The sequence below is a fragment of the Halomonas sp. CnH100-B genome (assembly GCF_024124605.1).
In the GTDB taxonomy this organism is placed as follows: domain Bacteria; phylum Pseudomonadota; class Gammaproteobacteria; order Pseudomonadales; family Halomonadaceae; genus Vreelandella.
Genome location: NZ_JAMXRX010000001.1, coordinates 315,928 through 339,118, shown reverse-complemented (window position 1 = coordinate 339,118; position 23,191 = coordinate 315,928). Strand labels below are relative to the sequence as shown.

20 protein-coding genes are annotated in these 23,191 nt (G+C 59.4%); 4 read left to right on the top strand and 16 right to left on the bottom strand.

Features of this window, described 5'->3' with window-relative positions; genetic code table 11:
- Positions 1-21 precede the first annotated feature (21 nt).
- From murB to NH398_RS01425, 7 genes are read right to left on the bottom strand one after another with little or no spacing between them, the layout of a single operon-like run.
- Positions 22-1,041 carry a UDP-N-acetylmuramate dehydrogenase gene (gene murB / locus NH398_RS01455; protein WP_253016014.1) on the bottom strand — a complete coding sequence of 340 codons (1,020 nt, stop codon included), beginning with the start codon at positions 1,039-1,041 and terminating at the stop codon, positions 22-24.
- Positions 1,031-1,498, bottom strand: a complete 468-nt coding sequence (locus NH398_RS01450) for a low molecular weight protein-tyrosine-phosphatase (RefSeq protein ID WP_253016012.1) — start codon at positions 1,496-1,498, stop codon at positions 1,031-1,033. The genes murB and NH398_RS01450 overlap by 11 nt, the downstream gene beginning before the upstream one ends.
- A complete protein-coding gene (gene kdsB / locus NH398_RS01445) occupies positions 1,495-2,280 on the bottom strand; it encodes a 3-deoxy-manno-octulosonate cytidylyltransferase (protein ID WP_253016010.1) in 786 nt (261 codons plus the stop codon). The genes NH398_RS01450 and kdsB overlap by 4 nt, the downstream gene beginning before the upstream one ends.
- The gene (locus NH398_RS01440; RefSeq protein ID WP_159342523.1) at positions 2,280-2,489 is read right to left on the bottom strand and encodes a Trm112 family protein; all 210 of its coding nucleotides are present in this window, start codon (positions 2,487-2,489) and stop codon (positions 2,280-2,282) included. Before NH398_RS01440 ends, kdsB begins: the two co-directional genes overlap by 1 nt.
- The gene (gene lpxK, locus NH398_RS01435) at positions 2,482-3,498 is read right to left on the bottom strand and encodes a tetraacyldisaccharide 4'-kinase (protein WP_253016008.1); all 1,017 of its coding nucleotides are present in this window, start codon (positions 3,496-3,498) and stop codon (positions 2,482-2,484) included. The genes NH398_RS01440 and lpxK overlap by 8 nt, the downstream gene beginning before the upstream one ends.
- Complete coding sequence (gene msbA, locus NH398_RS01430; protein ID WP_253016006.1) at positions 3,495-5,231, bottom strand: lipid A export permease/ATP-binding protein MsbA; 1,737 nt, start codon at positions 5,229-5,231, stop codon at positions 3,495-3,497. The genes lpxK and msbA overlap by 4 nt, the downstream gene beginning before the upstream one ends.
- Positions 5,232-5,286: 55 nt before the next feature.
- On the bottom strand, positions 5,287-7,551 hold the full coding sequence (locus NH398_RS01425; RefSeq protein ID WP_253016004.1) for a DNA internalization-related competence protein ComEC/Rec2: 2,265 nt from the start codon (positions 7,549-7,551) through the stop codon (positions 5,287-5,289).
- A gap of 97 nt (positions 7,552-7,648) precedes the next feature.
- Between NH398_RS01425 and NH398_RS01420 the strand changes: the two genes are divergently transcribed.
- On the top strand, positions 7,649-8,200 hold the full coding sequence (locus NH398_RS01420) for a DUF2062 domain-containing protein (protein ID WP_159342527.1): 552 nt from the start codon (positions 7,649-7,651) through the stop codon (positions 8,198-8,200).
- A 1-nt stretch (position 8,201) separates the two neighbouring features.
- On the opposite strand, the gene NH398_RS01415 is transcribed toward NH398_RS01420, so the two are convergent.
- Together NH398_RS01415 and NH398_RS01410 are read right to left on the bottom strand one after the other, a co-directional pair.
- On the bottom strand, positions 8,202-8,903 hold the full coding sequence (locus NH398_RS01415) for an ATP-binding cassette domain-containing protein (protein WP_253016002.1): 702 nt from the start codon (positions 8,901-8,903) through the stop codon (positions 8,202-8,204).
- A gap of 10 nt (positions 8,904-8,913) precedes the next feature.
- A complete protein-coding gene (locus tag NH398_RS01410) occupies positions 8,914-10,155 on the bottom strand; it encodes a lipoprotein-releasing ABC transporter permease subunit (RefSeq protein WP_253016000.1) in 1,242 nt (413 codons plus the stop codon).
- A gap of 198 nt (positions 10,156-10,353) precedes the next feature.
- Between NH398_RS01410 and NH398_RS01405 the strand changes: the two genes are divergently transcribed.
- Complete coding sequence (locus NH398_RS01405; RefSeq protein WP_253015998.1) at positions 10,354-11,424, top strand: agmatine deiminase family protein; 1,071 nt, start codon at positions 10,354-10,356, stop codon at positions 11,422-11,424.
- A gap of 10 nt (positions 11,425-11,434) precedes the next feature.
- Positions 11,435-12,337, top strand: a complete 903-nt coding sequence (locus tag NH398_RS01400) for a carbon-nitrogen hydrolase (protein ID WP_159342531.1) — start codon at positions 11,435-11,437, stop codon at positions 12,335-12,337.
- 84 nt (positions 12,338-12,421) lie between these two features.
- Here NH398_RS01400 and NH398_RS01395 read toward each other — a convergent pair whose 3' ends face one another.
- The 3 genes from NH398_RS01395 to secA form a co-directional block, all read right to left on the bottom strand.
- Positions 12,422-13,378: a Nudix family hydrolase gene (locus tag NH398_RS01395; RefSeq protein WP_253015997.1), complete on the bottom strand. Its 957-nt coding sequence runs from the start codon at positions 13,376-13,378 to the stop codon at positions 12,422-12,424.
- 75 nt (positions 13,379-13,453) lie between these two features.
- Positions 13,454-14,683 carry a bifunctional glutamate N-acetyltransferase/amino-acid acetyltransferase ArgJ gene (gene argJ / locus NH398_RS01390; protein ID WP_253015996.1) on the bottom strand — a complete coding sequence of 410 codons (1,230 nt, stop codon included), beginning with the start codon at positions 14,681-14,683 and terminating at the stop codon, positions 13,454-13,456.
- 37 nt (positions 14,684-14,720) lie between these two features.
- On the bottom strand, positions 14,721-17,444 hold the full coding sequence (gene secA / locus NH398_RS01385; protein WP_253015995.1) for a preprotein translocase subunit SecA: 2,724 nt from the start codon (positions 17,442-17,444) through the stop codon (positions 14,721-14,723).
- A gap of 546 nt (positions 17,445-17,990) precedes the next feature.
- On the opposite strand from secA, the gene NH398_RS01380 reads away from it, so the two are divergent.
- Complete coding sequence (locus NH398_RS01380; protein WP_159342534.1) at positions 17,991-18,467, top strand: DciA family protein; 477 nt, start codon at positions 17,991-17,993, stop codon at positions 18,465-18,467.
- A 104-nt stretch (positions 18,468-18,571) separates the two neighbouring features.
- On the opposite strand, the gene lpxC is transcribed toward NH398_RS01380, so the two are convergent.
- The 4 genes from lpxC to NH398_RS01360 form a co-directional block, all read right to left on the bottom strand.
- Positions 18,572-19,483, bottom strand: a complete 912-nt coding sequence (gene lpxC / locus NH398_RS01375; protein WP_159342535.1) for a UDP-3-O-acyl-N-acetylglucosamine deacetylase — start codon at positions 19,481-19,483, stop codon at positions 18,572-18,574.
- A 156-nt stretch (positions 19,484-19,639) separates the two neighbouring features.
- Positions 19,640-20,824, bottom strand: coding sequence for a cell division protein FtsZ (gene ftsZ, locus NH398_RS01370; protein ID WP_253015994.1), 1,185 nt, complete (start codon positions 20,822-20,824; stop codon positions 19,640-19,642).
- 34 nt (positions 20,825-20,858) lie between these two features.
- The gene (gene ftsA, locus NH398_RS01365; protein WP_159342536.1) at positions 20,859-22,148 is read right to left on the bottom strand and encodes a cell division protein FtsA; all 1,290 of its coding nucleotides are present in this window, start codon (positions 22,146-22,148) and stop codon (positions 20,859-20,861) included.
- A gap of 313 nt (positions 22,149-22,461) precedes the next feature.
- Positions 22,462-23,190 carry a cell division protein FtsQ/DivIB gene (locus tag NH398_RS01360; RefSeq protein WP_253015993.1) on the bottom strand — a complete coding sequence of 243 codons (729 nt, stop codon included), beginning with the start codon at positions 23,188-23,190 and terminating at the stop codon, positions 22,462-22,464.
- Position 23,191 lies beyond the last annotated feature (1 nt).

Genomic DNA, 23,191 nt, shown 5'->3' with positions numbered 1-23,191 from the left:
TATGGCAGCAAGAAGCGCGGTTTAAACCACACGAGGCTCCGGCTCTAGCGTCACGGCAAACCGCTCGTGTACGGCGTTTGCCACGCTCTCCGCAAAACGCAGCAGCCCAGGACGGTCGCCTCCCCCAAAGTGCACGAGCACTAGCGCTTGTCGCTCATGCACGCCAAATGCGCCGTCACGATGCCCCTTCAACCCACACTGATCGATCAGCCATCCTGCCGCCAGCTTGGTGTGCTGATGGGCTTGAGGAAAGTGCGGCATCTGCGGATATGCTTGCAGAAGTCGCTGCGCGTGTGCATCACTTACCACTGGATTCTTGAAGAAACTACCCGCATTGGCGAGCACGGCCGGATCCGGCAACTTCTCTTGACGAATGGCGCAGACCGCCTGAGCGACCGCCAGTGGCGTGGGCGAAGCCGATATGCGGGACGCCAAATCGCCATAGCCCAGCACGGGACGTGGGTGCTCGGAAAGCCGAAGAGCCAATTGAGTAATCACCACTCGACCCGCCAGTGCCCGTTTGAAGATACTATCGCGATAGCCGAACTGACAGGCCTTGGCGCTCAACCAGCGCGCCTCCCCCGTAGCCAGCTCGACCACCTGGACACCTTCCAGCACATCGCTCAGCTCGACGCCGTAGGCCCCGATGTTCTGTACCGGCGCCGCACCGCAATCACCTGGAATGAGCGCCAGATTCTCCGTTCCCCAAAGCCCTCTGGCCGCCAAGGCCATGACCAGCGAGTGCCAGTTGACGCCAGCGCCGACGAACGCCACAACGCCCTCTTCCCGGCGCTCCAACCACCAGTGGTTAAGCGCCGGTCGCAGCGCCATGCCCATGAGAGTAGGCGGCAACAGTACGTTGCTGCCACCGCCGAGCAGAGTGATGGGCCACTGCTGGGCATGGGCATGGTGAAGCGCCGCCTGTAGGTTCGATAGCGTGGTGGGCGCGGTATAGTGCTCTACCCGACAGGGTAGGCGCAGCGTATTGGCAGCAGACAAATCCACCCAAGCGGCTGATTGGTTCACAGCGTCAACGACCACGGGTTAGCTCGTCGATCAATCCAGCACTGGCCTGCTCGATCATGTCCAACACCTGCTCGAATCCCTCCTCGCCGCCATAGTAGGGGTCGGGAACATCGGTATTGGGCAACCCGGCATACTCCAACAGCAACCCTGTTTTGGCCTGACTCTCGGCGGGCTGTAACGCCCGAATGGCCGCCAAGTTGTCGCGATCCATGCCCAACACGTAATCGAACGCATGGAAGTCGTTCACCGTTAGCTGTCGAGCACGCAAGTGGCTGATGTCGACGCCACGCCGACGTGCGGCCGCCTGGGCGCGCGGGTCAGGGGCTTTACCCACGTGCCAATCGCCCACGCCGCAGGAGTCGATGTCGATACGTTGAGTGAGCCCTGCCCGCGCCAACGCCTGCTGAAAAACGCCTTCCGCCGTGGGTGAACGGCAGATGTTGCCCAAGCAAACAAACAGTACGCGCGTCATGACTGCCCCTCTTCTACCGCCAATAGTGCTCTGACGCGAGCTAGATCCTCTTCCGTATCCACACCGGCGGGGTTCACCGCGCTGGCCAACGCTACCTGAATCGCGTAGCCATGCTGAAGGGCGCGCAGCTGCTCTAACTGCTCCAACTGCTCCAGCGTGGAGATCGGCAGATCCTGATAGGCTGCCAAAAAGCTTGCCCGATAAGCGTAGATACCGATATGGCGTAGCCATGCGTCGGTGTCCAATAAGTTGGGGGGATGTTTGAAATGCTCCCGATCCCACGGGATCGGCGCACGCGAGAAGTACAGCGCCCGCCCTTGAAGCGAACGCACGACTTTCACCACGTTAGGATTGAAGAGCGTGTCCACATCCGTGATCGGTTCCGCCAAAGTGGCCATCGCGGCATCGGGATCGTCGGCCAAACGGAGCGCCACCTGATCGATGAGCACGGGGGGGATAAGCGGCTCATCTCCCTGGACATTGACTACCAGCGTCTCGTCGCTAAGGCCGAGCGTCTCGGCGACTTCGGCCAACCGGTCTGTGCCTGACGGGTGGTCGTCGCGCGTCATGATGACGTCTGCCCCGTAGGGCAACATGGCCTCACGAATACGCTCGTCGTCGGTGGCAATGACTACGCGGCTTGCCTGGCTTTGGCTGGCCCGCCGCCACACATGCGCCACCATCGGCTCTCCCGTAATGTCCAGCAGCGGTTTACCCGGCAGCCGCGAGGAGCCAAACCGGGCGGGCACTACGGCGATAAACGGCGTCGACGTATCTGCCATCACGCCTCCCCGGTACGGCCAGGTGACGTGGACAGCTTCTCGTCGGCATCCATCTGCCGCGCCTCTTCGGGCAGCATGACAGGAATGCCGTCCTTGATCGGGTAAGCCAACCCGTCGTAATGGCAGCAAAGCTCCTGAGCTTCGCGGTCGTACTTCAGCTTGCCGTTACACAGTGGGCAAACCAGCATTGCCAGCAGTTCCTTATCCATCGGTGCTTCCCCTTTGAGTCAAGTCGGACAGCCTGTCGCGCAGCCAGTCCTCAAATGCACGTGGAAGCTGGGCTTCCACCTCCAGTACCCAGCTATCAGGCGGTGCGAACGCCTGACACTTCACGGCGTCTTTCGCCGTCATGATGATGGGGCGCTTCGATGCAAACCGAAACGTATTGGCATCGAAAGGCTGGTGATCGGCCAACGGATGCATCTCTCCGCTGACACCTAACGTCCGCAGCGTATCGAAAAAGCGCTGTGGATGACCAATGCCCGCCAATCCGTGAACCGGTAACGAGAAAGGCAGCGGTGCCAGAGGGCGCTGCTCTCCGGAGCTCAGGTGGCGCCAGCGCGTGGGTACCAGCGTCATGGGCACGCTGTCGATCTTCAACGGGCGCTGCAAAGCTCCATTGACGATCACCGCATCCACGCTCGCTAGCCTAGCCGCCGATTCCCTCAACGGCCCCGCCGGAAGACAGCGTTGATTACCCAGCCCCCGGGTGCCATCAATCACCACTAATTCAATATCGCGCCCCAGGGCCAAATGCTGCAAGCCATCGTCGCTAATCACTATGTCGCAGCCCTGCTGCACTAGCATAGCGGCCCCCCGAGCGCGCTGTGGATCAGCCACGACCGGCACGCCGGTCTGCTGCGCCAGCATGAGCGGCTCGTCACCACTGTGCTGCGGGTCCGTTGCCGAGGTTACCAGCAAGGGATAGAGCGGCGCTTTGCCTCCATAGCCCCGGGTGACGATACCCGGCGAAAACCCTTGGGCCTGCAGCCAGCGGCTGAGCCATGCCACCAGCGGAGATTTGCCGGTGCCGCCTAGCGTGATGTTGCCGACCACGATCACGGGCACCGGCACTCGCCGTACCGTTTGTTGACCAAGCGCATAGCGCATTGCACGCCGCTTCATAAGATAACGGTATAAATTACCCAGAGGGTAGAGCGGGGTCAGCCAAGCGCTACCGTCATAGGCAGCTTTCAACCAACGCTCGGCCAAGCTCATTCGTTCTCCTGGAACTGCAGTTGATAGAGCGCAGCGTACGCCCCACCTTTTTCCAGCAGCACCTGATGGGTGCCCTGCTCCACGATTCGCCCTTGATCCATCACCAAAATGCGATCGGCGCGCTCAATGGTAGAGAGGCGATGGGCAATCACGAGCGTGGTGCGCCCTTGGCATACATGCTCCAGCGCTTTTTGAATATAGCGCTCGGATTCCGTGTCGAGGGCGGAGGTCGCTTCGTCCAAAATCAAAATCGGGGCGTCTTTGAAGATTGCTCGTGCAATGGCAAGCCGCTGACGCTGCCCGCCTGAGAGCATGACGCCGTTCTCCCCGACTACCGTCGCATACCCTTCAGGCAGCTTTTCGATGAACTCGCTGGCATAGGCAGCTTCGGCCGCTGCCTTGATGGCTGCCGGATCGGGGTTTGTCACCCCATAGGCAATATTGTCGGCAATCGACGCATTAAACAGTGTGACCTGTTGGGAGACCAGCGCAATGTTCTGACGCAGCGGACCTAGGGCGTACTCATCGGCATTTACGCCATCGATCAAGATACGCCCCTCGCTGGGACGGTAGAAACGCGGCAGCAGGCTCACCAGGGTGGACTTACCGCTTCCCGAGCGGCCCACAATGGCAACCAGCTCGCCTGGGGCAACGTCCAGATTCACGTGATGCAACACATTTGGCTGGTCATCCCCATAGCGGAAGCTGACATCCTTGATCATCACATGGCCGGTCAGCTTGCTGGGGAGTCGGGTGCCTTCGTCTCGTTCCGGCGCAAGGTCCAGTAGGCCAAACAGCTCAGACGCCGCTGCAATCCCTTTTTGAATCTCACCGTTGATTTCGGTGAGCTGACGTACCGGTTTGATCATCAGCGCAGCGGCCGTAATGAAGGCAACGAACTCGCCCGGCGTCATGTTTTCCATGAGCGAAGGCGCCATGGCCAGCCACACCAGTAGCGCCATGGATATCGCTACCAGCATCAGCACGACAGGCGAGCTGACCGCGCGCGTCATGGCCTCTTTCATGCTTTGCCGACGATTCTCTTCACTGACCCGCTCGAAGCGCTGCTTCTCGTAAGCCTCTGCGCCATGGGTCCGCACCACGCGATACCCCGACAGTGCCTCCGACGCCACGTGCGTCACATCGCCCATGGAGTGCTGAATGCGCTTGGAAATACGCCGAAACCGCTTGCTCACGTAGCTCACCACACCGGCAATGATCGGGGTAACCCCCAAAAACAGCAGCGTCAGCATCCAATTGGTCCAAAACAGATAGCCAATCAGACCAATCACGAACAGCCCTTCTCGCAGGATGATCGTAACGGCATTGGTCGCGGCTCCCGCCACCTGTTCGACATGATAGGTCACCCGAGACACCAAATGGCCGCTGGAGTGATGGTCGAAGAAGCGCCCCGGTAGGTGCAACAAGTGCGCGAACACGTCACAGCGCAAGGTGTGGATTACATAGCGCCCAACGTATGCCATGAAATAAGTGCTCAAAAACGTTCCCAGACCGCGGGAAGCAAACATGAGCACCACGAACAGCGGCAGAAAAAAACGGAAAGCGGCATCGGGGTTTTGAATCCCATCGATCAGCCGCTTCATCATCTCCGCCAGCGCGGTGCTCGACGCTGCGTAAATCACGAAACCTACCACCGCTAGCGCAAACGCGCGCCAGTGTGGCTTCACGTAACCCAATAACCGCTTATATAACATCCAACCTGAATCAGTCACACGCGCTCCCGGCAGTAGTGTGCAGTGGGGCGATTCTACCTGATGGTGGCCCGCTTCAACACCGCTGATGCCCTCCTGCCAGGGCGCGCATGGGCCGCACCGAGATGGGTTGCCCAGGCGTGAGCAAAAAACGCAGCGCTCCGTCATGGGCGGTACTCCACAAACAGCTCTGCTGCTGCCGAAAACGCCGCACCACGTCGTCGGCAGGATGCCCGAACGCATTGTCTCTCCCTGCACTGAACACTACGTGCTGTGGCGTGGTATGACGGACGAATTGAACGCCCGAACTCGTTGCGCTGCCGTGGTGCCCTGCCACTAAAACGCTGACTGGACCATCGAGCTGCGTGAGAAGCTGGCGCTCCACTTGTCGGCCTACGTCCCCCGTCAGCAGCAGCTGGTGCTCACCGACCTTCACTGCCAAGACGCAGGAGCGATCGTTCGAGGAAAGCGCGTTCTCACCCCTCGGTGGCCACAGAACGCGATAGCGAATGCCATCCATTTGCCAGTGCTGCCCTTGACGACAGGGCCGGCCCGCGACCGGTAACGCCTCACCCTCGGGTGCCCACCACTGCCCCACCTGATGATCGGCCAATAGCGCGTCGACGCCTCCAGCATGGTCAGTATCCGCATGGCTGACGATCACTTGATCAATGACTTGACCGGGAGGCCACAGACTTTGCAGCGGCATGAAGCCACTGCGAAAACGCGGCCCCGTGTCATAGAGAAAACGACGGTTGGCGCTGCGCAGCTCGACCAGTTGGCCTTGCCCCACGTCATGTACGGTCACACGAAGCTGCCCATCGGCCAGCGCCGTCTCTCGGGGCCACCCGGGTAGCGTCGCGACGAGCGCCAGCGACGCGAACCCAAGCCAGCGCGGCATGGCAGGCAATCCCCAGCACAGTGACACCAGCACCAGGCTTCCAGCGAGTGGATAGACCAACGGGGCAGGCGGCTGCCAGAGAGGAGCCGCGTCGACCGCGACACGCAACAGCCAGTGAAAAGCCGCCAACGCCTGCTCAAAGACCCACCAAGGCAGCATTTCAAGGCCGGGCAGCGGCGAGAACAGCCAGCCAAGCAGCGCGCTCGGCACCATGATGGAGCTGACCCAAGGCACGGCTAGCAAATTGATCAAAGGTGCAACGGGGGCCACACGCCCAAACGCCAACAGCACGGCTGCCGCCATCAATGGGGCAAGTAACAGTTGGGAGCGCAACAATGCCCAGCACCAGCCCTTGATACCGCGAGGCCGAGCGCGCCCCTGCCAAATGATGATCAACCACCCCACTGCCAAGAACGATAGCCACAGCCCTGGTCGCCACAAGGCAAGGGGGTCGACGATCAGTACCAGCGCAAGCGCGAGCCACCACGCCTGCCAGGGTCCGGGAGCATGACGACCGCTCAACACCCAAAGGCCTAGTAGCGTCATAATCATCGCACGCATGGCCGGGGGCGCTAATCCTGCCAGTCCGGCATAGGCGACGGCCGCCGCACCGGCTAACCACCAGGGCCACGTCCGCAGCCGCCAATGGGTGGGAGAGCTCAAGCGAGCGCTATAGCGCCCTAGCAACAGCACGAAAGAGGCCACCAACCCCACGTGCAATCCGGAGATCACCACTAGGTGCGTCGTCCCGGTGGCATTCAGCAGTGCCCAGTCCTCCTGGGTAAGCTGCTCGCTATCTCCTAGCGTGAGCGCCGCTAACCAGCGTTGAGTACGGGGTGCAAGTGGACGCTGTGCCAACCACGCTGAGGCCCACGGGCGTAACCGAGGAGCGGCAGCGGCCAGCTTTTGTGGCGCAGGATCCGTACGCACGTAGCCGGTAGCGTGTATCCCTTCGCGCCAAAGCCACTGCTCGTAGTCGAACGCATGAGGATTGAGAAAGCCAGAAGGCGGCCGCAGTCGCAAGATCATCCGCCAGCGCTCGCCTGCTTGGAACGTATGACCGTAGGCACTTACCCGAACGCTGCCTAAGCGCTCGCAGTTGGGTACGTGTGCAGGCGCCGTACAGCGCTCGATGTGCAAGCGCAGCCGCTGTGCCCCGGGCTGTGCTTGTACATCGACAACTTTGGCGTCAACCTCGAGATCTTGCCCGCTCAACCCAACGGGCAACCTGCGTGACCACTCCTGCTGAACGCTTAGCGCCACGACTCCCGCGATGAGCAGCCACGGCAGTGCGCTCGGCCGCGATGCCAGGCTCAGCAGGCCGCCCACGCTCAGCGCCAGCGGCAGTAGCCACGTGCCGCTCTGGGCACCGGTGAATCCTACGACAAGCCCGCCCACCAACGCCGCCAAGGCGGCAGGGATTGCCACCCCCCGTCCCATGCGCCCCTCCCTGGTGCTTCACCATTCCTGTGCACGCCATAGCCGAAGCCCTGCGCTATATGGATAATAGAAACCACTTATCGCAAGAGTACCTGACATGCCGCGCCGTTTCCTGCAGCGCTACATGCCAAAACCCGACACGCTAAAGCGCCAGCGCTCCCTGCGCTTCATGGCACCGCTGATTGCGGACCCGGGTTTATGGCTACTGACTCGACGCAGCGTGGCCAACGCGTTTAGCGTTGGGCTGTTCTGCGCGATGCTGCCCATCCCCTTTCAGATGGTGGTGGCAGCGTTGGGCGCGCGGCTGAGTCGCTGTAATTTGGCACTGTCGGTGGGGTTGGTGTGGGTCACTAACCCGCTCACCATGCCGCTGATTTTTTATGCTAATTATCGCATCGGTACGTTTTTGTTGGACGCCCCTGCACGGGAGGCGCCTTCACGTATCTCGACACGCTGGGTTGCCGAACAGATGCACGACATTCTGCCGCCCTTACTGCTCGGGTCGTTGATCACGGCCATCGTCCTTGCCGCCGTTGCAAACGTCGGCATTCGTCTTATCTGGCGCTGGCACGTCTCTCATAACTGGAAGCGCCGCCGCCTGAAGAGGCGGCGGCGCAGGGCTCGCATCGAATCAGAGTTTGACGACTAAGTCACCCAGCCTGTGCTACCAGGCGTCCTCCATCGAGCTTCATCACGCGATCCTGATGGGCCGCAAGACCCACATCGTGCGTAACGATGACGAAGGCGCAGGCGCTCTCTTTGGCCAGCTCATCCATTAGGCCCAGAATGGTAGCGGCAGTCGTCTGGTCCAGGTTGCCTGTTGGTTCATCCATTAAAACGAGACTAGGATCCGTGACGAGCGCGCGGGCAATCGCGACGCGCTGGCGCTCGCCCCCTGACAGCTCACCCGGCTTGTGGTCGGCACGGGCTTTCATGCCCACCCGCTCCAGTAACTGCATGGCCCGCTGTTCGGCGGCTTTTTTCGACTGACCACGAATGATCAGCGGTAGCGCCGCGTTCTCAACGGCGGTGAACTCCGCTAGCAGATGGTGGAATTGATAGACAAAGCCAATATATTGATTACGAAAGCGGCCTAGCGCCGCTTCGTTCAGCCCTGACAGCGGCTCACCGCCGATCACCACGCTGCCCGCACTGGGTCGATCCAACCCACCCAACAGGTTCAGCAGGGTCGTTTTTCCCGACCCAGAGCTACCCACGATCGCGACGCGCTCACCGGCATGCACGGTGAGTTCGAGCTGGTCCAGTACGGTCAGATCCTGCGGGCCTTCGCTGTAAATGCGAGTCAGCTCACGGCATTCCAGCATGACGGCGTTTGCGTTGGTTGACGTCATCGGAGCATCCTTATTCATAGCGAAGTACATCGGCAGGCTGAACCCGAGCGGCTCGCCATGCAGGGTAAAGCGTCGAGAGGAAGGTCAGGCCGAAGGCAGCCAACACGATGTCACGCACATCGCTCCACTCCAGCCGTGACGGCAGGTCGCTGATGAAGTAAACCCCGGCATCCAGGAACTGAATACCAAAGGCGCTCTCGAACCAGCTAATGAGGTCGGAAATGGTGAGCGCCAACAAAATGCCCACGGCGACCCCAACGGCAATCCCGATCAGCCCGATGGCTAGGCCCTGTACGATGAAAATGCCCATGATCGAGCGCGGCGTGGCACCAATCGTGCGAAGAATGGCGATATCGGCACGCTTGTCCGTGACGACCATGACCAGCGTGGAGACGATATTAAAGGCGGCAACGGCGATGATCACCGTGAGCAGCAGCGCGATCATGCGCTTTTCCATTTGAATCGCCTGGAAAAGATTACCGTGGGAAAAGGTCCAATCCGTGCCGCGATAGCCTGGGCCCAGCTCGTTCACGATGGCCTGGGTTTCACTCCCGGCAATGAACAAGTCATCGAGCTCCAGTCGCAGCCCGCCCACCGCATCGCCCAAGCGAGCCAGCGTTTGCATATCCTCAATATTGGCATACGCAAGACTTGCATCGAGATCGGCACCGACGCTGAAAATACCGCTCACAGTAAATCGCTTGAGCCTGGGGAACACGCCCGCTGGCGTAATGGATGCCTCAGGCACGAGCAGAGTTACGCGGTCACCCACCCCGACGCCTAATCGACGCGCAAGCATCGACCCCAGCACGACGTTCCACTCTCCCGGCACCAGATCGGACAGTTCACCCTCGCGCATGTGCTCACCAATGATGGAAACGCGATCTTCCCAATCCGGGTGAATCCCGTTGACCATCGCCCCTTGGTTTCGGCCACCGGCAGAGAACATGCCCTGTTGCTCCACGTAAGGTGCGGCGCCGATCACTCGCTCGCGCTGCATCAACTGCTCTGCCAGCGACTCCCACTCCACCAACCCTTCCTGGGATTCGATTTTGGTGTGGGGCACCATGCCCAAAATGCGTGTGCGCAGCTCGTGATCGAACCCATTCATCACCGACAGCACCAGAATCAGTACCGCGACGCCCAACATCAAGCCCAACATCGACGTCAGGGAAATGAACGAAATAAAGTGGTTCCGGCGTTTAGCGCGCACATAGCGCAGCCCCACCAGAAAAGGCAAACGATCAAGCATGGCGACATTCCTTAATAATGGGCGTCCATGGTACGGTTTTTTTAGCATGGCTGCATGTGCAAACGCAGCCTTAGAGTCGCGGCTGCGAACACCGTTCCCTTGATGACGGTATCGCTTGCAACTTGTGAGGCAACCCCCTAAATTGCGCCCGTTCCTCTTGCCCGCTGGGTAAGCTTATTCTGACTAGAGAGAGCACCGTTGACGTTGGCTACCAAGACCCACCGCCTACTGCCCGAGTGGCACCCTCAAGATGGCCTGCAGCTCACCTGGCCCCGCCCTGACGGCGACTGGGCACCGATGCTGGCGCGTATCGAGGCCACGCTCGAGCGCATCGTATTGGCCGCCGCGCGCTACCAACGCGTCATCATTAGCGTGCCCGACGAGGCGACTTACCAGCGCCTAACCGCCAGCTTCGAAGCGTACGGCATACCCAAACAGCAGCTGCTGCTCATTGTCGCACCCACCGACGATACCTGGGCGCGGGATCACGGGCCGATCACGGTGTTGGACGAAGATGACCAGCCGTTGCTGCTGGATTACACCTTCACTGGCTGGGGCGGCAAGTTTCCTGCCGAACGGGACAACCAGCTAACGCAGTGGCTGGCGGATGCAGGCGTATGGGCCTGCCCGGTGGCTTCTCGTGACATGGTACTGGAAGGCGGCGCCATCGAAACCGACGGCGAAGGCACACTGCTGACCACCGACGCTTGCTTGCTGAATCCCAACCGCAACCCGTCACTCTCCCGTGCCGATGTCGAAGCGAGATTGGCAGACGACTTTGGTGTCGACCGAGTACTGTGGCTTATGCATGGGCACTTAGAAGGTGACGACACCGACAGTCACGTGGATACGCTGGCACGTTTTTGTAGTCCCACCACCATTGCCTACGTGCGCTGCGATGACCCCACCGATCCCCACTATGCGGCCCTTCAGGCCATGGAGCAGGAACTGAAAGCGTTTCGTCAGCGTAGTGGCGATCCCTACCGGCTCGTTCCGCTTCCCTGGCCCCAGGCCTGCTTTGATCCTGAAGATGGGCATCGCCTACCGGCCACCTATGCCAACTTTTTGATCATTAACGATGCCGTGCTGGTCCCTACCTACGGGGATCCTGCGGATGTCACGGCCCTCCAAGCGCTGGCTACGGCCTTTCCCGAGCATACGCTGATTCCCATCGAGTGCGTCAGCGTGATTCGACAGCACGGCAGCCTGCACTGCTTAACCATGCAGCTACCCAAAGGCACGCTTGTGCCTGCGACCACTCACTCTTAAGGAGGGCAGCATGTCCCAGACACTCAACGTGGCGGTTGTTCAACAAGCCGCATGGCCAGACAAAGCACGCAGCTTAGCCGAAAGCGAAGCAGGCATTCGCACGGCAGCGAGCCAAGGGGCACAGCTCGTGCTATTGCAAGAGCTGCATGCCACCCACTACTTCTGCCAATACGAAGACCCGGCGCTGTTCGATCTTGCTGAACCCCTGGATGGCCCCACCGGCCAGCGGCTAGCAGCACTGGCAAAAGAGTTGGATATCGTGCTGGTAGGCTCGCTGTTCGAGAAACGCGCGGCGGGGCTTTACCACAACACGGCCGTGGTCTACGACCGTGCCCAGGGGCGGGTGGGTCAGTACCGTAAGATGCACATTCCCGACGACCCTGGGTTCTACGAGAAGTTTTACTTCACCCCTGGCGACGCCGACGACACTCGCAAAGAGGGCTTTACCCCAATCGATACGTCCGTGGGGCGGTTAGGGATTTTGGTGTGCTGGGACCAGTGGTATCCAGAAGCTGCGCGCCTGATGGCGCTGGCGGGTGCCGAGCTGCTGCTCTACCCCACCGCCATTGGCTGGGATCCTAACGACGACGACGCCGAAAAGACGCGTCAAAAAGATGCCTGGACGCTGATTCAGCGTGCCCATGGCGTTGCCAACGGACTGCCTGTTCTGGTGGCTAACCGCGTCGGCTTTGAAGCAGACCACTCCGGCGTGGGCGACGGTATCGCGTTTTGGGGCGGTAGCTTTATTTGCGGCCCACAAGGCGAGCTGTTAGCACATGCGGGTGAAGAGACCGAGCAGTTGGTCGTAAGCCTGGATATGGCGCGTAGCGAAAACACCCGCCGCATTTGGCCCTACCTGCGCGACCGTCGGGTCGACGCGTATGGCGACCTGACCCGCCGCTATCGCGACTAAGCCTAGACACTCGCCCTGAAAACTCAAAACGCCTGCCCTGTTACCAGAGCAGGCGTTTTGCTATCGGCGATCAGGTAAAAGCGCTTACTTCCAGAAATCGCGAATCGAGGCAATCCCTTGAGCGCCCACCGCGCGCGCGTGGTTGGCATCGAAGCGGGTCATGCCACCTAGCGCGAACACTGGCATACCGGCACGCTCCACCAGCTGCTGGAAGTCATGCCAGCCCATGGGAGCCACTTCCGGGTGCGACGGCGTCGTACGCAGCGGCGATAGGGTGACGAAATCACACCCTAACACGGCCGCCTGGGAGAGCTGTTTCTGGTCGTGGGTAGAAGCCGACAGCCACTTGTTTTCGGCAATCGGGCGGCGATCTAGCTGCATCAACCGGGCGCTGGTCAGGTGAATGCCATCGGCGTCGACCTGGTCCAGCAGGGTTGGCTCACCGTTGAGCAGCAGTTTCGCGCCGTATTCGCGACACAGCGTGAGGGCGCGTTCGGCACGCGCGACGTACGCCGCATCATCCAAGCTTTTCGCACGCAATTGAACAAGACGGATATTGTCTTCACGCAGTGCGCGCTCCAGCAGCGCTGCGAAACGCTCGTCATCAGGCTCTTCACCGGTGATCAGGTACTCGGTGGGTAGCATGACGGCTCGGAGGATCGGCAGGTTTGCCGCCGGGAACGGATAGTTCACCAGCTCGTTCATCGGCACCCAGCGCACCGCCTGACCTTCACGACCAAATGGCTCACCCGCAAACTCGTGTACCTGCCATACATCAAGCAGGATATGTTTGTCAGGGTATTCATGGTGAACACGAATGAGCGGCTGGGCACGAACGATCTCTACCCCCAACTCTTCATGCAGCTCACGTTTGAGGCCCTCTAGTCCCGTTTCGTAAGGGGCCAGTTTGCCACCAGGAAACTCCCAAAGGCCGCCGTGATCGACGTTGGAAGGTCGGCGCGCGATCAGCACGTGCTTTTGATCGGCGCTGATCATCGCAGCCGCCGCAACATGAACCCGTCGTTTTACCATTACACTCATTACGTCTTATCCACTTTGTGCGCGCCGCCTTGCTTGCACGGCGCTATCTCGCTGCGTTAGCACGTTGCCGCAGCCTTAGCTGCGGTAATCCGCGTTGATGGACACATAGTCATGGGAGAGATCCGAGGTCCACACAGTGGCCGCCTCGTCACCACGTCCCAAATTAATGCGAATTGTGATCTCTTCCTCAGCCATGACGGCACTGCCCGCCGCCTCGGTATAGCTGTTCGCACGGCCACCGTTTTCCACCAAACGCACATCGCCCAAATCGATGACGACACGGCTGACATCGAACGACGCCACCGGCGCGCGCCCCACCGCCGCCAAGATACGTCCCCAGTTGGCGTCGGAAGCGTACAGTGCGGTTTTGACCAGCGGCGAGTGAGCCACGGTGAAGGCGACGTCCAATGCCTCTTGGCGCGTACAGGCCTCGTTCACCTGCAGCGTGATGAACTTGGTCGCCCCCTCGCCATCGCGGATGATCGATTGGGCCAGCTCGGTCATCACCCGCTGCAGGGCATTACGGAAAACGGCGACGTGTTCGTCGCTTTCGATACGCGCTCCAGTGCCCGTTGCCGCCAGCATGCAGGCATCGTTGGTCGAGGTATCGCTATCCACCGTGATGCAGTTGAACGAACGATCCACCGTTTCTCGCAGTAGCGTGGCGAGTAATGGCTGCGCGATGGCCGCATCGGTCATCACGAACCCCAGCATGGTGGCCATGTTGGGCTTGATCATACCCGAGCCTTTGGTAATGCCGTTGATCGTGACCTGCTGGTCGCCAATCGTCACGGTGACCGTGGCCCCTTTCGCGCGGGTGTCGGTGGTGAGAATGCCTTCTCCTGCCTGCTGCCACGCCTGGCTCGAGTCGGCCAGCGTTGCCAACGCGTCAGGCAAGCCTGCCAGCAGACGAGCCATGGGCAGCGGCTCGCCAATCACGCCGGTGGAGAACGGCAGTACCTGGGTGGTGTCCACCCCGGCTTGCTCGGCCACCGCGGCACAGCTGGCATAGGCATCCTGCAGTCCTGCCTCACCCGTTCCCGCATTGGCGTTGCCGGTATTGATGAGCCAGTACCGGGGCGCAAGGCCGCTCTCTGCGCACGCCTCAAGGTGTGACTTGGCCACCACCACGGGAGCGGCACAGAACGCATTGCGCGTGAACACGCCCGCCACGGTGGCCGTCTCGGGCAGTTCGATCACGACCATGTCACGGCGGTCCGGCTTCTTGATGCCCGCCTTTGCAGTCCCTAGACGCACCCCGTCAAGGGGTGGCAATTCCGGAAAGGGAAGATGTCCCACCGCCATGTTTCTCTCCTTTACGCACACTGACGTATGCGCGTGATTAGCTCAATTTGCCGCAGCACTGCTTGTACTTCTTACCGGAGCCACATACGCAGGGGTCGTTGCGGCCCACTTTCGGGTTTTCACGACGCAGCGGACGACCATCGGCGCCGGGGGCGGCTTCGCTCGGCTCGGCATCGGGCGCCTCATGACGGCTAGCAGCCGTCGCCTTCTCACGGGCCAGTTCTTCACGGCGCTTCTGCTCCAGAGCATCGACCTCTTCTGGCTGACGCACCTGAACGTGGCTGAGAATACGCGTGACATCGGCTTTGATGTTGGTCAACAGATGCTGGAACAGCTCGAAGGACTCGCGCTTGTACTCCTGCTTGGGGTTTTTCTGTGCATAGCCACGCAGGTGGATACCGCGACGCAAATGATCCATGGACTGCAGGTGCTCTTTCCAGCGGGTATCCAGCACTTGCAGCATCACCTGTTTCTCGAAGCGACGAATCAGCGCTTCACCAGCGGACTCGATCTTCGCTTGGTAGGCGTCTCGATGCATGGTTTGCAGACGCTCGCGCAACTTCTCTTCACTGAAGCGCTCGTCCTCGTCCGCCCACTTAACGACCGGAGCATCGAGATTGAACTCCGTTTTCAGATGCGCTTCCAGACCAGGCAGATCCCACTGCTCGGCCAGACTTTGAGGGGGCACGTAGTCGCTAATTGCGTCTTCCATTACCTCCTCTCGAATACCCACCACCGCAGCGGAGACGTCATCAGAGGCGAGGATTTCATTACGCTGCTCGTAAATCACGCGGCGCTGATCGTTGGCAACGTCATCGTACTCCAGCAGCTGCTTACGAATATCGAAGTTACGCCCTTCTACTTTCTTCTGCGCGCGCTCGACCGCATTGGAAACCATCTTGTGCTCGATGGCTTCGCCGCGCTCAAGCCCCAGCGCCTGCATCAAGCGCTTCACCCGGTCGGAGCCAAATAGGCGCATGAGGCTGTCTTCCAGCGAGAGGAAGAAGCGTGTAGAGCCTGGATCGCCCTGACGACCGGCACGACCACGGAGCTGGTTATCGATACGGCGGGATTCATGGCGCTCAGAGCCCACCACGTGCAAGCCACCGGCTTCCAGCACCGCATCATGGCGCTTTTGCCACTCGGCTTTGAGCGCATCGATTTGAGCTTGCGAGGGGTTGTGCAGCTTAGCGGCCTCAGCTTCCCAGTTACCGCCTAGCATGATATCGGTACCGCGACCCGCCATGTTGGTAGCGATAGTGATCGCGCCGGGACGGCCAGCCTGGGCAATAATTTCCGCTTCGCTTTGGTGCTGCTTGGCGTTCAAAACGTTAAATTTCAGCCCAGCCTCACGCATTAAGCGCGCTAAATACTCAGACGTTTCAATGGAGGCGGTACCCACCAACACCGGGCGGCCAGCGTCGGTTTCCGCCTTCACGTCTTTGATGATGGCTTCGTACTTCTCTTCCGCACTGAGGTACACCAGATCGTTGAGATCCTTACGCGCCAGCGGGCGGTTGGTGGGAATGACGATGACATCCAGGCCGTAAATCTGACGGAATTCGAACGCTTCGGTATCTGCCGTGCCCGTCATGCCCGACAACTTTTCATACAGACGGAAGTAGTTCTGGAACGTGGTAGACGCCAACGTCTGACTTTCTCGCTGAACCGTTACTCCCTCTTTGGCTTCGACGGCTTGGTGCAACCCCTCGGACCAACGACGGCCCGGCATCGTGCGGCCAGTGTGCTCGTCGACGATCACTACCTGACCTTCGGCGACGATGTAATCCACATCCAGGTGATAGAGATGGCGTGCGCGCAGCGCGGAGTGCATGTGCTGTAACAGGTTGAGGTTTTGCGCGGCGTAGAGCGACTCGCCTTCGCCCAACAGCCCTTCGGCTCGCATGAGCTCTTCGACTTTGTTGTGCCCCTGTTCGGTCAACTCTACCTGCTTCTGCTTCTCGTCGAGCACGAAATCGCCGCTTACCGGCGCGTCCTCATCTTCGGAGACTTCTCCCTGCTCGAGCTGCTGGGCGAGGCAGTTGACGATGCCATAGAGGTCGGTATTTTCATCTACCGCGCCGGAGATGATCAGCGGCGTGCGCGCTTCATCGATCAGGATGGAGTCCACTTCGTCGACAATCGCGTAGTGCAAACCGCGCTGAACTTTGTCTTCCAGCGAGAACGCCATGTTGTCGCGCAGGTAGTCGAAGCCAAACTCGTTGTTGGTGCCGTAGGTAATGTCACACTGGTACGCGTGACGTTTCTCTTCCCCCGTCTGTCCGGCGAAAATAACGCCCACCGTGAGCCCCAGGAATTCATACAGGGGGCGCATCCACTCCGCATCGCGACGGGCAAGGTAGTCGTTCACGGTCACGACATGCACGCCTTTACGGGTCAGCGCGTTCAAATAGACCGCGAGCGTGGCAACCAGCGTTTTACCTTCCCCGGTTTTCATTTCCGCGATTCGACCACGATGCAAGGTCATACCACCGACCATTTGCACGTCAAAGTGGCGCATTCCCATGACTCGCTTGCTGGCTTCACGCACCACGGCAAACGCATCGGGCAGTAGGCTATCCAGCGCTACCCCGTCGTCTAGGCGCTGGCGCAGTTCTGGAGTTTTCGCTTGAAGCTCGGCATCGCTCAGGCCCGCCAGGGTCTCTTCCAGCGCATTGATGCTCTGCACGCTTTTCTGCATGCGCTTGACTTCACGGTCGTTCTTGGAACCGACTACTTTACGTAACAAGTTGTTAATCATGAAATTTCCAAATCATCGTGAGCGCCCCATCCAGGTACGCTCAGGTATCAAGCAAAGAGGGTGATATGAAGCAATGCGTTATCGAGCAGGCGGGCCACGGGGCGTCACGACATCGCGGGCAGCGACGAGCGGGAGCGCGAACGGCAGAAAAGACAAAGGGCGACGGGGGGCCTGGGGCGCTCGCCGCGTTTGACGGTGAAACCAGCGGCGAAGCGCGCGCCGTTTCTTCGCGATCCAGTGAGATTGGGCGCGAAGCATAGCAGGCATCCAAAAGCAGATGCAGACGCCACGGTCGCTACTTCTCAGTGCGTCGGATGGGTGTAGACTAGCGGGTAATAAACAGCTCACCAGTAAGCCAGCCAACCACCAACGCGCTAGGCCATAGCGTCGAGGACGCCTTGGCGAAGCAGATTCGATCTGTAACGTTGATGACATGCTGTGGACTGGCTCCCGAGCGTGTTAGGCTCTGTCTATTGGCGGTCAAACACAGGTGCTGCTCGTAGTTGCCAGTACGACGCCACTCGCGACACCCTAGGAATCAAGTTGATGAGTATAAAGGTTAAGCGTTCTCGCGCACAGCCCATTGCCCAACTGCTGACCAAGTCAGGCGGCGTTGGCCAGCTCATGCGGCAAACACGCTTGATTGATCAAGCGCAGCGCCATCTTCGCGCTCATTTACCCGACGAGATGCGCGAACACATTTTCGTGGGCGGCTTCAGCAGCGGGCGCCTGACTCTCATCAGCGGACAAGCAAGCTGGCTGACGTGGCTACGCTACGAGCAGTCGCGACTATTATCGCTTCTTCATCAGCTCCCTGGCTTTGAAGGAGTAACAGGATTTACCCTCAAAGTACGTCCCGTACGCCCCATCGAATCGCCTAAACGCTTCACGCGAACGCTTTCCGACGACGCAGGCAAAACCTTGGCCGAATGCGCCAAAGACACCGACAGCCCTAGCCTGAGACATGCCTTAGAGCGCTTAGCCTCTCACGCGCGTTCGGAAGATACCAAAACGTCACGCTAGAAGCGCTTACCCAAAACAAACAAAGCACCGCCGAAGCAGTGCTTTGTAGATGGGGGACCCTTTCACGATTTCAACTCGACCCCAACATTTTGTTTTTCGGCAAATTACGCCATCGCCGGTGCCGCATAGGAGATAGGGGCCACGGCCTTCTCTTCTTCGAACGTCACGATCTCGTAAGCATCCGGCTGAGCCATCAGCTCACGGCACAGCTGATTATTCAGAGCATGACCCGACTTCACGCCACGGAATTCGCCAATCAAGCTGTATCCCAGCTGGTACAAATCGCCAATGGCATCTAGTACCTTGTGTTTGACGAACTCGTCTTCGTAGCGCAGACCGCCCTCGTTGACGATACGGTAATCGTCGACCACGATCGCGTTTTCCAGGCTGCCCCCCAAGGCTAAATTGTTGGAGCGCAGGTACTCTAGATCGCGCATGAACCCAAAGGTGCGCGCCCGGGAGACTTCTTTGACAAACGACGTGGTCGAAAAATCGATCAGCGCAGTTTGTTTCTGCTGTTCGAAAACCGGATGGTCGAAATCGATGGCAAACGAAACCTTGAAACCTTGATGGGGCAAAAAGGTGGCTTCTTTATCGCCATCGGTCACGCCAATACGGCGCTTGATGCGAATGAATTTTTTCGCCGCGTCCTGCTCCAGGATACCGGCCGATTGAATCAGAAAAACGAACGGACTAGCGCTACCATCCATGATAGGCACTTCGGGGGCGCTGATATCGACGTAGGCATTGTCGATGCCCAAACCCGCAAAGGCGGACATGAGGTGCTCGACGGTCGCCACTTTGACGCCTTCATGAGAGAGTGCCGTACACAGCGTGGTGTCTTCGACTAGCTCGGCACGGGCAGGTACATGTACCACGGGGTCCAGATCGGTTCTGACAAACACAATGCCGGTGTTGGCCGGCGCCGGACGCAAAGCCATATGGACTTTTTTGCCAGAGTGCAGACCCACTCCAGTGGCGCGAATGACGTTTTGTAATGTGCGTTGTCTGATCATGGGTAGTGGTCAAGCTCTAATGACGGCGGCTTGCAGCGAATTGCCACAGGGTCCGCAGGGGAAGAAAGTTATCAAACAGTGTTCACTTTAACAGCAAACGAGCGTTTTAACCAATAAAACTCTCGTTTGCTGCTGCAATGAACCTGATAGCGAGCGTTAATCCGCCTGACGGCGTAGAAACGCGGGGATATCCAGGTAGTCGTCAGCATCCGCTGCGCGACGTTTCTCAGCGCGCGGTTTTGACGCTGCATCGGGGGCTTCCGCGCGTGCCGTGGCCTGCTGACGCATCACGGTGGGTTGCTGAAGTTTTCGGTAGTCAGAGCCACCGGCCTCTGCCGCTGAACGACGAGCGGGCTCGCGCGCTGCCGCAGCTTTGGCTTTACTGCCATCGAGACCCGCCGCAACGACCGTCACACGCAGCTCATCGGACATTTCCATGTCGATGGACGTACCGACCACGATCGTCGCCTCTTGGGACGCAAACTCCTGAACCGTGGCACCGACATCGTTGAATTCGCCAATCGAGAGGTCGGGGCCTGCAGTGATGTTGACCAAAATGCCGCGCGCGCCGTGTAGATCGATATCTTCCAGCAGCGGGCTGCGAATGGCTTTTTCAGCCGCTTCGCGGGCACGGTTTTCACCCGTGGCTCCGCCGGTGCCCATCATCGCCATGCCCATTTCCGACATAACGGTACGCACATCGGCAAAGTCGACGTTGATGATGCCAGGGCTGGTGATCAGCTCCGCGATACCCTGGACCGCGCCCAGCAGTACATCGTTGGCAGCACTGAAAGCCGTCAGCAGCGTGGCATTCTTCCCAAGCACCGACAGCAGCTTTTCATTAGGAATGGTGATCAACGAATCGACGTGCTCGGAGAGCTCTTTCATGCCCTCTTCAGCAGCGCGCATCCGCTTAGGCCCTTCGAAGGGGAAGGGGCGTGTCACGACCGCTACCGTCAAAATACCCAGCTCTTTGGCTACCTGCGCTACCACGGGCGCACCGCCGGTACCGGTGCCCCCCCCCATGCCAGCGGTAATGAAGACCATGTCGGCACCGCTGAGCAGTTCGGCAATGCGCTCACGATCCTCCATGGCAGCCTGACGGCCCACTTCGGGATTCGCGCCAGCACCAAGGCCTTTGGTGATCTCGCTACCTAGCTGCAGCACCGTCTTTGCCGATACGCGCTTGAGGGCCTGAGCATCGGTATTGGCGCAAATGAATTCGACGCCTTCGATGTTGCTCTCGACCATGTGGTTGACCGCGTTACCGCCACCGCCGCCAACGCCCACTACTTTGATGACCGCACTGCTCGAGGGTGCGTTATCTACCAATTCGAACATAAGCCCCGTCTCCTGAACCGCGCTTGCGGCCCTATCAGAAATTTCCTTTGAACCAGCCTTTGATTCTTGCCAGCGCCGAATGGCCATCCTTGATATCACGCCGGGCTAATTCGTTACGTCCTTTGTGGGCCGCAACGACTCCCCCGTGGCTTTCTAGGCCTTGCCCATGACGCGTTTCCTGCAGTGCATAATGCAGTAAACCAACGCCCGTCGCATAGATAGGATTGCGAACCACATCTGCCAAGCCTCTGACATTTTGCGGGCAGGCAATACGAACCGGCATGTGAAAAATCTCTTCTGCCAATTCGCTTACACCTTCCATGCGCGAGGTGCCGCCGGTGAGCACCACCCCCGCAGCGACCATATCTTCATAGCCGCTGCGACGTAATTCGTCTCTTACCAAGGTAAACAGCTCTTCGTAACGTGGCTCGACCACTTCTGCCAGCGCTTGGCGCGATAGGTCTCTGGCTGGACGGTCACCGACACTGGGAACCTTGATCATCTCATCGCTTGCTGCCAATTGTGTTAACGCGCAAGCGTATTTCACTTTAATCTCTTCGGCGTGCTGAGTCGGCGTGCGCAGCGCCATGGCGATATCGTTGGTAACCTGATCGCCAGCAATGGGAATGACCGCCGTGTGGCGAATCGCTCCCTCGGTAAAGATCGCCATATCGGTGGTGCCACCGCCGATATCGACCATACAAACACCCAGCTCACGCTCGTCCTCAGTCAGCACGGCCATGCTCGACGCCAGCTGTTCGAGAATGATCGCGTCGACATCCAACCCACAGCGGCGCACGCACTTCTCGATATTCTGAACGGCATTGAGGGCCGCCGTCACCAGATGCACTTGGGCTTCCAGCCGCACGCCGGACATCCCCAACGGCTCGCGAATGCCGCCTTGGGCATCGATCGAGAACTCCTGCGGCAGCACGTGCAGCACACGCTGGCCTTCGGAAATCGCACGAGCGCGCGCAGAGTCGATCACTCGGTCGATATCGGAAGGCGTGACTTCACGCTCTTTAATCGCCACGACACCGTCTGAGTTCATCGAGCTAATATGACTGCCGGCCACACCCACGTACACCGAGTGAATATCGCACCCTGCCATCAACTCCGCTTCTTCTACGGCGCGCTGAATCGACTGAACCGTCGATTCGATATTGATGACGACGCCGCGCTTCATGCCGCGCGACGGATGTGAACCGATACCGGCAATTTCAATCCCACCATCATCGGTGGGTTGACCGACTATCGCGACGACCTTGGACGTTCCAATGTCCAGCCCGACAACCATATTGGATGCGTTGGGTGAGCCTGCCATGAGTCGGGGAATCTCCTTGCCGTCATTTTAAATAATACGGAAGATACTTTAATTGCCTTAGCAAAAAGAGCAGCTGCCAAATTGAAATTAGTAACGTTAAACTTGATACGCGATGAACCGTGCTAACCGCTGATAGGATAATAAAAACCCACCCACAGCACCGCTAGGGACATAGTATAGAAACAATAGTCGCAATACGACTAGCCCACGCCCACGATAATTGGCTTGAACGGCAATTTAAACCCCATTGACGGGTTTTTCGGCGTTGGCAACCACTCACCTTTACCTACTTTTTGCACATTGTCATCGACGGTTACTCTGCATTTGTCGATGGTTCACTCTCTTGAAACTCTGTTTCTCCGTGCCAAGCGACCGCGACACCATTAGGGTAGCGCAAATCGATGTAGCGAATATGATCGCTGACATTGGCAAGTTCGCGTTGCCAAGAAGCTGACAGCCTCGCCAATCGCTCGCCGTGCTGACGACGGCCCAACATTACCCAAGCACCGCTGGATAGCTGTAAACGCCAGGCGCCACGCGGCTCCAATCGTAGCTGAGCGAGCGACAGGGATAACCCAGCGAAGTACGGCAGCAAACGCTGATAGTAGGCCAACACTTCTTCACTGCTCCCCCCAGGGCCTGCCAAGTCGGGCAAGCCTTCAGGAACGGCAAGGGGAGCAAAGGCAAACGGCTCCCCTTCGGGGTTCAAGAGAAACTCGTCGTTCCAGCGTGCCACCGGCGTTTGCTCGACGAGTTCAAAGACCAGCGCGTTGGGCCACTCACGGGAGATGCGCACCTCGTTTAGCCACCCAATGGTGAGTGCGCGACGGCGAAGTTCGCCCAAATCAGCCGATAACCAGGTCGCTTCCTGCACCAGCGGCGCTAACTGGGTACGTAAATAGTCGGCGCTGACGTACTCCCACTCACCGCGGATCGACACTCGCTCGATGGGGCGGTCCAGCCATAACCACAGCGCTCGCCCCCCGGCACCCAGCAGTAGCGCCAACAGCACAACGCCTAGCCATGCGTTGCGTTTTTTCATA

Bases quoted from the DNA above. Each gene is read 5' to 3' on its own strand.
- NH398_RS01450 (WP_253016012.1), bottom strand. From the start codon at position 1,498: ATGACGCGCGTACTGTTTGTTTGCTTGGGCAACATCTGCCGTTCACCC.
- kdsB (WP_253016010.1), bottom strand. From the start codon at position 2,280: ATGGCAGATACGTCGACGCCGTTTATCGCCGTAGTGCCCGCCCGGTTT.
- NH398_RS01440 (WP_159342523.1), bottom strand. From the start codon at position 2,489: ATGGATAAGGAACTGCTGGCAATGCTGGTTTGCCCACTGTGTAACGGC.
- lpxK (WP_253016008.1), bottom strand. From the start codon at position 3,498: ATGAGCTTGGCCGAGCGTTGGTTGAAAGCTGCCTATGACGGTAGCGCT.
- NH398_RS01425 (WP_253016004.1), bottom strand. From the start codon at position 7,551: ATGGGACGGGGGGTGGCAATCCCTGCCGCCTTGGCGGCGTTGGTGGGC.
- NH398_RS01420 (WP_159342527.1), top strand. From the start codon at position 7,649: ATGCCGCGCCGTTTCCTGCAGCGCTACATGCCAAAACCCGACACGCTA.
- NH398_RS01415 (WP_253016002.1), bottom strand. From the start codon at position 8,903: ATGACGTCAACCAACGCAAACGCCGTCATGCTGGAATGCCGTGAGCTG.
- NH398_RS01410 (WP_253016000.1), bottom strand. From the start codon at position 10,155: ATGCTTGATCGTTTGCCTTTTCTGGTGGGGCTGCGCTATGTGCGCGCT.
- NH398_RS01400 (WP_159342531.1), top strand. From the start codon at position 11,435: ATGTCCCAGACACTCAACGTGGCGGTTGTTCAACAAGCCGCATGGCCA.
- NH398_RS01395 (WP_253015997.1), bottom strand. From the start codon at position 13,378: ATGAGTGTAATGGTAAAACGACGGGTTCATGTTGCGGCGGCTGCGATG.
- argJ (WP_253015996.1), bottom strand. From the start codon at position 14,683: ATGGCGGTGGGACATCTTCCCTTTCCGGAATTGCCACCCCTTGACGGG.
- secA (WP_253015995.1), bottom strand. From the start codon at position 17,444: ATGATTAACAACTTGTTACGTAAAGTAGTCGGTTCCAAGAACGACCGT.
- NH398_RS01380 (WP_159342534.1), top strand. From the start codon at position 17,991: ATGAGTATAAAGGTTAAGCGTTCTCGCGCACAGCCCATTGCCCAACTG.
- lpxC (WP_159342535.1), bottom strand. From the start codon at position 19,483: ATGATCAGACAACGCACATTACAAAACGTCATTCGCGCCACTGGAGTG.
- ftsZ (WP_253015994.1), bottom strand. From the start codon at position 20,824: ATGTTCGAATTGGTAGATAACGCACCCTCGAGCAGTGCGGTCATCAAA.
- ftsA (WP_159342536.1), bottom strand. From the start codon at position 22,148: ATGGCAGGCTCACCCAACGCATCCAATATGGTTGTCGGGCTGGACATT.
- NH398_RS01360 (WP_253015993.1), bottom strand. From the start codon at position 23,190: ATGAAAAAACGCAACGCATGGCTAGGCGTTGTGCTGTTGGCGCTACTG.